An 8,620-nucleotide genomic window follows, 5' to 3' on the forward strand; every position below is an offset into this window, starting at 1 on the left:
TTCGTCGGTTGGTGGCCCTTCGACGGTCAGGCGGTCGCCGTGACCAGCTCCGGGTCGAGGAACCAGCCGACGACCATGCCGGCGGGGCGGGCCGGCTCGAGGTAGTGCTCCCACCCGAACTGTTCGCGGAACGCGTCCTCGGGGATCGCGAGGATCATCCCCACGTCGCTCGTCTGGCTCGAGTGCGCCTCCAGTGCCTTGCGCTTCACGTCGACCCACTCGCGCAGGTCGCAGGCCCAGTGCAGCTCGGCCTCCGGCGTGCCCATCGGGTTGCCGTCGTCCATCGGGCCGGTCGGGTCCCAGTCGCCGACGTCCATGCCGGCCGCGACCGCCGCCTCGAACGAGCGGGTCATCGCGTCGCGGTTCATCGACCCCTCCAGGTAGCGCGGCGTCCCCGCGAGCTCGGCGGCGCGTTTCGTGACCCGGTGCGACTGCACGTGGTCGGGATGCCCGTAGCCGCCGTGCCAGTCGTAGCCGATGACGACGTCCGCCTGCTCCTCGCGCAGCACCTCGGCGAGGCGCCCGGCGGCATCCTCCACATCGGCCTGCATGAAGGCGCCCTCGTGCTCGTTCTGGTCCCACCCGGTCATGCCGGAGTCGGCATAGCCGAGCCACACGATGCGGTGCGTGCCGATGGCGGCCGCCGACGCCTCGGCCTCCTTGCGGCGGCGCATGACGACGGTCTCTCCCTCGGCGAGGTCGGCCGCCGGCTCACCGTGGTCACCGTTCGTCGCGATGACGAGCACGACCCGGTGCCCCTCCTGCACGGCCCGGGCCATCGAGCACGCGGACTGCGAGGCCTCGTCGTCGGGGTGGGCGTGCACGAAGACGATGGTCGACATGGGTCCCAGCCTCCCACTGAGGTCCGACAGACGCGAAAGCGAGCTCAGCGGCATACCCCCCGAGGAGGAGGTATGCCGCTGAGTTCCGTTGCGCTGGAAGGTCAGCCGCGCTTGGCAGCGGTCTTCTTCGTGGTGCGCTTGGCGGTCTTTCGCGTCGTGCGCTTGCGGGTCGTCGGGCCCTTCGCGCGCTTCTCGGCGAGCAGCTCGTAGCCGCGCTCCGGCGTGATCTCCGCGGGGTCGTCGTCCTTGCGCAGCGTGGCGTTCGTCTCGCCGTCGGTGACGTACGGACCGAAGCGGCCGTCCTTGACGACGACCGGCTTGCCGCTGACCGGGTCGGTGCCGAGCTCCTTGAGCGGTGCGGCCGCGGCGGCGCGGCCCCGCTGCTTGGGCTGGGCGTAGATCGCCAGCGCCTCCTCGAGGGTGATGTCGAACAGCTGCTGCTCCGACTGGAGCGACCGGGAGTCGGTGCCCTTCTTGAGGTAGGGCCCGTAGCGGCCGTTCTGCGCGGTGATCTCGACGCCCTCCGCGTCGGTGCCGACGACGCGGGGCAGGCTGAGCAGCTTGAGCGCCGTGTCGAGGTCGATCGTCGCGAGGTCCATGTCCTTGAAGAGCGAGGCGGTGCGCGGCTTGGCCTTGGCTGCCTTGCGGCCGCGGCCCTTCGGCTTCTCCGCGTCCTCGGGCTCCTCGGGGAGGACCTCGCTGACGTAGGGACCGTAGCGACCGGCGCGAGCGACGATCTCGTGGCCGGTCTGCGGGTCACGGCCGAGGACGCGCCCGTCGTCGGCCGCCTGGGCGAGCAGCTCGCGGGCCTTCTCCGGGGTCATCTCGTCGGGCGCGATGTCGTCGGAGATCGTCGCGCGCCGAGGAGTCGCGCTGGGGTCCGCCCCGTCGGCGACCTCGCCGGTGCTCGCGTCGACGCCCGCGGGGGCCACCTCCTCGACGTACGGGCCGTAACGGCCGACCCGCACGACCATGCCGTCGCCGATCGGGATCGTCGAGATCTCCTTGGCGTCGATGTCGCCGAGGTCGTCGACGAGCTGCTTGAGGCCCTCGCCGGAGGTCGCCTCCTCGCCGAAGTAGAAGCGGCGCAGCCAGTCGACCCGGCCCTGCTCGCCGTTCGCGATCCGGTCGAGGTCCTCCTCCATCGAGGCGGTGAACTCGTAGTCGACGAGCTCGCCGAAGTGCTCCTCGAGCAGTCGGGTCACGGCGAAGGCGAGCCACGTCGGCACGAGCGCCTGGCCCTTGGTGTAGACGTAGCCCCGGTCCTGGATCGTGCCGATGGTCGAGGCGTAGGTCGAGGGGCGGCCGATCCCCCGCTCCTCCATGGCCTTGACGAGGGTCGCCTCGGTGTAGCGGGCCGGCGGCGTGGTCTCGTGACCCTCGGCCTCGGCGCGGATGACCTCGAGCGCGACGCCGGTCGAGAGCTTCGGCAGCCGACGCTCCTCCTCGGCAGCCTGGGCGCGCGCGGCGGCTTCGTCGTCGCGGCCCTCCTCGTAGGCGGCGAGGAAGCCCTTGAAGGTGATGACGGTGCCGGAGGCGCTGAACTCGACGGAGCCGGCGCCCTCGATCGCGGTGTCGACGCTGAGCCGGACGGTCGCGGTCGAGCCGCGGGCGTCGGCCATCTGCGAGGCGACGGTGCGCTTCCAGATCAGCTCGTAGAGGGCGTACTCGTCGCCGCGCAGCTCACCGGCGACCTGGGCCGGGGTGCGGAACCGGTCGCCCGCCGGCCGGATCGCCTCGTGCGCCTCCTGGGCGTTCTTGACCTTTTTCTCGTAGCGACGCGGCGAGTCCGGGACGTACTCGGCGCCGTACATGTCGCGGGCCTGGCTGCGGGCGGCGGTCAGCGCGGCGTCCGAGAGCGTCGTGGAGTCGGTCCGCATGTAAGTGATGTAGCCGCCCTCGTAGAGGCGCTGGGCGACGCGCATCGCGTTCTTCGAGCTCATCCGCAGCTTGCGGGACGCCTCCTGCTGGAGGGTCGAGGTCGTGAACGGTGCGGACGGTCTGCGCGTGTAGGGCTTCTCGGCGACGTCCGTGACGCGGGCGTTGTGCGCGGCGACGGCCTCGGCGATCCGGGTCGCGAGGTCGCGGTCGAGGTGGACGACGCCCTTGCCGGTGAGGCGGCCGTCGTCGGCGAAGTCACGGCCGCTCGCCACCCGCGCACCGTCGACGGAGGTCAGCCGCGCCGTGAACTGCTGCGCCGCCCCGTCCGGGGTGAACTCGCCCTCGACGTCCCAGTAGGACGCCCGGACGAACGCCATCCGCTCCCGCTCGCGCTCGACGACCATCCGGGTCGCAACCGACTGGACCCGACCGGCGGACAGGCCCTGGCGGACCTTGCGCCACAGCACGGGGCTGACCTCGTAGCCGTAGAGCCGGTCGAGGACGCGCCGGGTCTCCTGGGCGTCTACGAGGTCGAGGTCGAGCTCACGGGTGTTGTTGACGGCGCGCTGGATCGCCTCCCGGGTGATCTCGTGGAAGACCATGCGTCGCACCGGCACACGCGGCTTGAGCGCCTCGAGCAGATGCCAGGCGATTGCCTCGCCCTCGCGGTCCTCATCAGTGGCGAGGTAGAGCTCGGACGAGTCCTTGAGCAGCCGCTTGAGCTCGGCGACCTTCTTCTTCTTGTCCGGGTCGACGACGTAGTACGGCGCGAAGTCGTTCTCGACGTCGACGGCGAACTTGCCGAACGGCCCCTTCTTCATGTCCGCCGGCAGCTCCGACGGGTTGGGGAGGTCCCGGATGTGGCCGACCGACGCCTCGACGTCGAAGTCGCCACCCAGGTAGCCCGCGATCGTCTTCGCCTTCGCGGGCGACTCGACGATGACGAGCTTGCGGCCCTTGCCTGCAGCCATGCGCAACCTTGCTCTTCCTGCTCTCACGTGCAGCGGATTCGTCGCTGCTCCGACGTGGACGCGACCTGACCGTAACAGGCTGGGCTGGCTTCGCCATTCCCCCTTTCCACATGTCGGGTGCAAGAGGCATCGGGGCAGGAGGCATCGGTGCAGGAGTCGTCGGTGCAGGAGTCATGGAGTGCGGGAGTCAGGCGACGGGCCACCACACCTCGGTGCGCCAGGTCGCGGGGTCCGGTTGCGCGGCCGGGTCCGACAGGTAGACCTCCCACATCGCGTCGGCCGGCTCGAGGCCCTCCTCCTTCATGAAGGTCATGACTGCGTCATACGTCTCCGGCAGCGTGTCGTAGGGACCGACGTGGAGCGTCCGGACCACGGGCCCGCCGGGCAGCGTGCCTCGCGTGACGCCGTCGGTCTCCGCCACCGCCGAGGCGACTGGGAAGCCGACCTCGACCTCGACCGTGTCGGTCGGCATGCCGAAGTACTTCGCGAAGGGCGGCCCGACCGGGTGGCCTCCCTGCTGGGCGAGGGCGGCCATGACCGCGGGCAGGGCCCGTGCGAAGAGCTCCTTGATCTGGTCGGTCGGCACCCGGTCGTCCACGACCGCCGTGTCCTGCTCCCGGTGCTGGGTCAGCTCGATGTGCGTCATGGGGCCATGCTCCGGCGGATCACCCGGCCCCCGAAAGGGCCGATGGTCCCGCCCGCACCTGGGTACCGCCCGCACCTGGGCACCGCCCGGCGCGGCACGCCCGCCTGCCGACGGGTGGCCCTGCCGTCCCCGCCTGGGCCAGACTGGAGCATGCCCAGCGGCCCCACGCCACGAGCGCCCGCCGACGTGCTCGTCCACCTCCGCCGGGCCCGGGACCACATCGACCGCCACTACGCCGAGCTGATCGACCTCGACACGCTCGCCCGGATCGCAGGGCTCAGCAAGTACCACTTCCTGCGCCTGTTCCGGATGACCTACGGCCGCACCCCGGCCGCCTACCTCTCCGAGCGCCGGGTCGAGCGAGCCCAGGACCTGCTGCGGACCACCAACCTCACGGTGACTGAGGTCTGCATCGCCGTCGGGTTCGCCAGCCTGGGGTCGTTCAGCAGCCGCTTCAGCGCGGTGACCGGAGAGACGCCCCGGGACTTCCAGAAGAGATATGCCGGGACCGGCGCCCCACGGATCCCCGGCCGCTACGTCTTCATGTGGGGGCTGGCCGAACGCCGCACCGCAGACGGCGACGGCTCCGCAATCGGGGAGAAGCGCGACAGCTGATCCCCGCAATAGCGTCGCCCCATGATCACCAACGTCTCTCTCGTCAGCGTCTGGGTCAAGGACCTGGACGAGTCACTCGCCTTCTACACGGACGTGCTCGGCTTCCGGAAGGGCGACGACGTCCAGCTCGGGCCCGACTTCCGCTGGTTGACCGTCGTCCACCCGGAGCAGCCGGAGCTCCACCTCCACCTCACCACGCCCGGCGAACCGCTCTCCCCGGAGCTCGTCGAGGCCATGCGGCGCGCCCAGGACGACGGCGGCCTCCCCGGCGTCGGCCTGCACGTCGACGACTGCCGCAAGACGTACGAGGACCTTCGCGCCAAGGGGGTGGAGTTCCTCCAGGAGCCGGCGGACCGTCCCTACGGCGTCGAGGCCCTGATGCGCGACAACTCCGGCAACTGGATCGTCCTCGTCGAGCCGAAGGAGTTCGACCCCGAGGCGATGACCCGGGACGACCTGGACTGAGCCGGCGCGAAGCGCCCGGAGAGCGGGAGGCGCTTTGGCAAGCACCAGCCCGCTCAGCGACATACCGTTCCCTGAGCGCCAGCGCGCGCTCAGGGAACGGGGAATGATGGGGGTCAGGCAAGCGTTCTCGTGATAGTTTATGATTCAACTTCACGAAGGAGTCCTCGTGGGCGACACCAAGACCCCCGTCATCTACCTCAGCCACGGCGCCCCGCCGCTCGCGGACGACCGCCGTTGGACCGCCGAGCTGGCGAGCTGGTCGAGCGCGCTCGAGAAGCCGAAGAACGTCCTCATGGTCTCCGCCCACTGGGAGGACGCGCCGATCACGCTCGGCTCGACGACGGGCGCCCCGCTCGTCTACGACTTCTGGGGCTTCCCCCGCAAGTACTACGAGGTGACCTACGACGCGCCCACGGCGCCCGGCCTCGCCGACGACGTGACCAAGCTGCTGACCGCGCCCGGCCAGACGGCCTCGACCCCGGTCCACCGCGACGAGTCGCGCGGTCTCGACCACGGCGCCTACGTCCCGCTCAAGGAGATGTTCCCCCAGGCCGACGTGCCGGTCCTGCAGATGTCGATGCCCACCCTCGACCCGCGCGGGCTGTTCGACATCGGGCGGCGCCTCGCCCCGCTGCGCGACCAGGGCACGCTCATCGTCGGCTCCGGCTTCACCACCCACAACCTGCGCTGGTTCAACCCGGCCGCGGGGCCCGACGGCACGCCCCCGCAGGCGAGCGCCGAGTTCGACCAGTGGGCCCGCGAGGCGATGGCGGCCCAGGACGTCGACGCGTTGCTCGACTTCCTCGCCAAGGCTCCCGCCGCCCGCGAGGCGCACCCCCGCACCGAGCACTTCGCGCCGCTGTTCGTCTCCCTCGGCGCGGCCTACGAGTCCGCCGGCCTCGACAACAAGAGCGTCATCGACGGCTTCTGGTTCGGCCTGTCCAAGCGGTCCTGGCAGTTCGCCTGAGGGAACCCCGGACCGCCTCCCACGCGTTCACCCGAGGCGAACCTCACCAGCCCGTGGCCGCGGCCCGGAACCTCCCCTGACTCCGGGTCGCGGTCCACCTCCGGGAACTCCGGCGAGGGCCGTCCCGTCCGATGCGGGCGCACCGTAGAGTGACGGTTACGCCCCGCTGAGCAGTCGCCGTATGCCGCTCAGCGGGCTCGGGTTGTCGGTCCACGTCTCGCACGGGGCCGGGAGACAAAGGGGAAGGACACCTCATGACCGACCAGCCGACTGGCGCCCAGGCTGCGCAGGCCGCACCTGCACCGCTCGCGCCACCGGAGGGCTTCACGCTGACCGCGCCGGCACCGCCCCAGACCGTGGCCGAGACGGCGGCTCCGAAGATGGCACCGGCCGTCCCGGAGACCGCGCTGCCCGGGCTGGACGCCAAGGTCGACGGCTACCTCGACTCCCTCCTCAAGGCCGAGCTCCGGTCCCCCCAGTTCGAGGCGAAGGCCGCGGATGTCCGGACGATGGGCAACGACGAGGTCCGCTTCGCCGCCGAGTCCTCCAACCGGATGCTGCGCATGCCCGTCAAGGCGCTCAACGAGGGCTCCCTCTCCCAGGGCTCGCAGGTCGGCAAGACGCTGCTCGACCTGCGCCGCACCGTCGAGGACCTCGACCCGAGCCAGGCAACGGGGGCCAAGCGGTTCCTCGGCATGATCCCGTTCGGGGACAAGGTCACCGACTACTTCCGCAAGTACCAGTCGTCGCAGAGCCACCTCAATGGCATCCTCCACTCGCTCCAGTCGGGCCAGGACGAGCTGCAGAAGGACAATGTCGCCCTCAACCTCGAGAAGAAGTCGCTCTGGGAGTCGATGGGCCGGCTCAACCAGTACGTCTACGTCGCCGAGCGGCTCGACGCGAAGCTGTCCGCCGAGATCGCCACCCTCGACGCGACCGAGCCGGAGAAGGCCGAGGTGCTGCGTCAGGACGTCCTGTTCTACGTCCGGCAGAAGCACCAGGACCTGCTGACCCAGCTGGCCGTGTCGATCCAGAACTACCTCGCGATCGACATCATCATCAAGAACAACATCGAGCTCATCAAGGGCGTCGACCGGGCCACCACGACGACGGTGTCCGCGCTGCGCACGGCGGTCATCGTCGCCCAGGCCCTGAACAACCAGCAGCTCGTCCTCGACCAGATCACCGCGCTCAACACGACGACGTCCGGTCTGATCGAGCGGACCTCCGAGATGCTCAAGACCAACTCGGCGCGCATCCAGGAGCAGTCGGCGAGCTCGACGATCGGGATCGAGCAGCTGCAGCGGGCCTTCGCCAACATCTACGAGACGATGGACGCGATCGACACGTTCAAGGTCAAGGCGCTCGACACCATGGCCGCGACGATCGGCACCCTCGAGACCGAGGTCGCCAAGTCTCGTGACTACCTCGACCGGGTCGCGGCGCACGACCAGCGGCAGGCCTCGGGTGTCGGCGCGGGCGCGCTCGACCTCGGCGGCCCGCGCCGCTGACCGGCACCGTCTGACCAGCACCGACTGACCCGATGACCTAGGACCGAAGGGACGACGCAGGGTGGGGATCCGATCGTGGTTCGGGCGGAGCGAGCCCGAAGCACCGGCTCCGCCACGCCCCGGACCGCCGACCGAGGACCAGCTCCTCGGCGCGCTCGACCGCGTGGAGCAGCAGGCCCGCGACGGGCAGGTGCCCGGGGTCGTGCTGTCCCGGCTGCTGCGGGTGACCAGGATCGTCCGCGACACCGTGCCCCGCCTCGCCGACCTCGGCATCGGCAGCACCCAGGGCTACAGCGTCATGGCCACCGCGACCGACTACCTGCCCGTCGCGATCGGCAACTACCTGCGCCTGCCTCGCGACTGGGCCGACACTCGGCCGATCGCCGGCGGGAAGAGCTCGGTCATGCTCCTCGTCGACCAGCTCGACCTGCTCGGTGCGACGATGGACAAGGTGTATGACGCCGTGCTGCGCTCCGACGCGGAGGCGATCATCGTGCACGGCCAGTTCCTCGAGCAGAAGTTCGGGGCCGGCTCCGGTGGCGGCTCCCTCGGGCTCGACGCGCCGGACCCGACGCCGCAGACCTTGCCGAACGGCCCCGGCTCGCAGACCTTTCCCGGCCGCCTCGCCCCACCGGAGTAGCAGATGACGACGACGTCCGCACTGGAGCGGAGCCTGCGTGAGCTCGACGAGGCCGCCCGCGCGGCCGGGGTCGACCCGGCGG

Annotated in this window: 8 protein-coding genes; 5 read left to right on the top strand and 3 right to left on the bottom strand. The window is 70.7% G+C overall.

The window, feature by feature from the left end:
* Positions 1 to 26: 26 nt before the first annotated feature.
* From N864_RS16055 to N864_RS16065, 3 genes are all read right to left on the bottom strand, one after another.
* Positions 27 to 842 (bottom strand): PIG-L family deacetylase, encoded by an 816-nt coding sequence (locus tag N864_RS16055; RefSeq protein WP_034719058.1) that lies wholly within the window; start codon positions 840 to 842, stop codon positions 27 to 29.
* 101 nt (positions 843 to 943) lie between these two features.
* Entirely contained in the window at positions 944 to 3,694 is a 2,751-nt protein-coding gene (gene topA / locus N864_RS16060) for a type I DNA topoisomerase (RefSeq protein WP_034719059.1), read from the bottom strand.
* A gap of 187 nt (positions 3,695 to 3,881) precedes the next feature.
* Positions 3,882 to 4,340 (bottom strand): GyrI-like domain-containing protein, encoded by a 459-nt coding sequence (locus N864_RS16065; protein WP_034719060.1) that lies wholly within the window; start codon positions 4,338 to 4,340, stop codon positions 3,882 to 3,884.
* Between the two features lie 150 nt (positions 4,341 to 4,490).
* On the opposite strand from N864_RS16065, the gene N864_RS16070 reads away from it, so the two are divergent.
* The 5 genes from N864_RS16070 (at position 4,491) to N864_RS16090 (ending at position 8,538) form a co-directional block, all read left to right on the top strand.
* Positions 4,491 to 4,955, top strand: coding sequence for a helix-turn-helix domain-containing protein (locus N864_RS16070; RefSeq protein WP_034719062.1), 465 nt, complete (start codon positions 4,491 to 4,493; stop codon positions 4,953 to 4,955).
* 21 nt (positions 4,956 to 4,976) lie between these two features.
* Positions 4,977 to 5,420 carry a VOC family protein gene (locus tag N864_RS16075; protein ID WP_034719063.1) on the top strand — a complete coding sequence of 148 codons (444 nt, stop codon included), beginning with the start codon at positions 4,977 to 4,979 and terminating at the stop codon, positions 5,418 to 5,420.
* A gap of 166 nt (positions 5,421 to 5,586) precedes the next feature.
* Complete coding sequence (locus N864_RS16080) at positions 5,587 to 6,387, top strand: dioxygenase family protein (protein WP_034719064.1); 801 nt, start codon at positions 5,587 to 5,589, stop codon at positions 6,385 to 6,387.
* A 254-nt stretch (positions 6,388 to 6,641) separates the two neighbouring features.
* Positions 6,642 to 7,898 (top strand): toxic anion resistance protein, encoded by a 1,257-nt coding sequence (locus N864_RS16085; RefSeq protein ID WP_034719065.1) that lies wholly within the window; start codon positions 6,642 to 6,644, stop codon positions 7,896 to 7,898.
* Between the two features lie 61 nt (positions 7,899 to 7,959).
* Entirely contained in the window at positions 7,960 to 8,538 is a 579-nt protein-coding gene (locus N864_RS16090) for a hypothetical protein (protein WP_034719066.1), read from the top strand.
* Positions 8,539 to 8,620: the final 82 nt, after the last annotated feature.

It is taken from the genome of Intrasporangium chromatireducens Q5-1, assembly GCF_000576575.1.
Lineage (GTDB): Bacteria > Actinomycetota > Actinomycetes > Actinomycetales > Dermatophilaceae > Intrasporangium_A > Intrasporangium_A chromatireducens.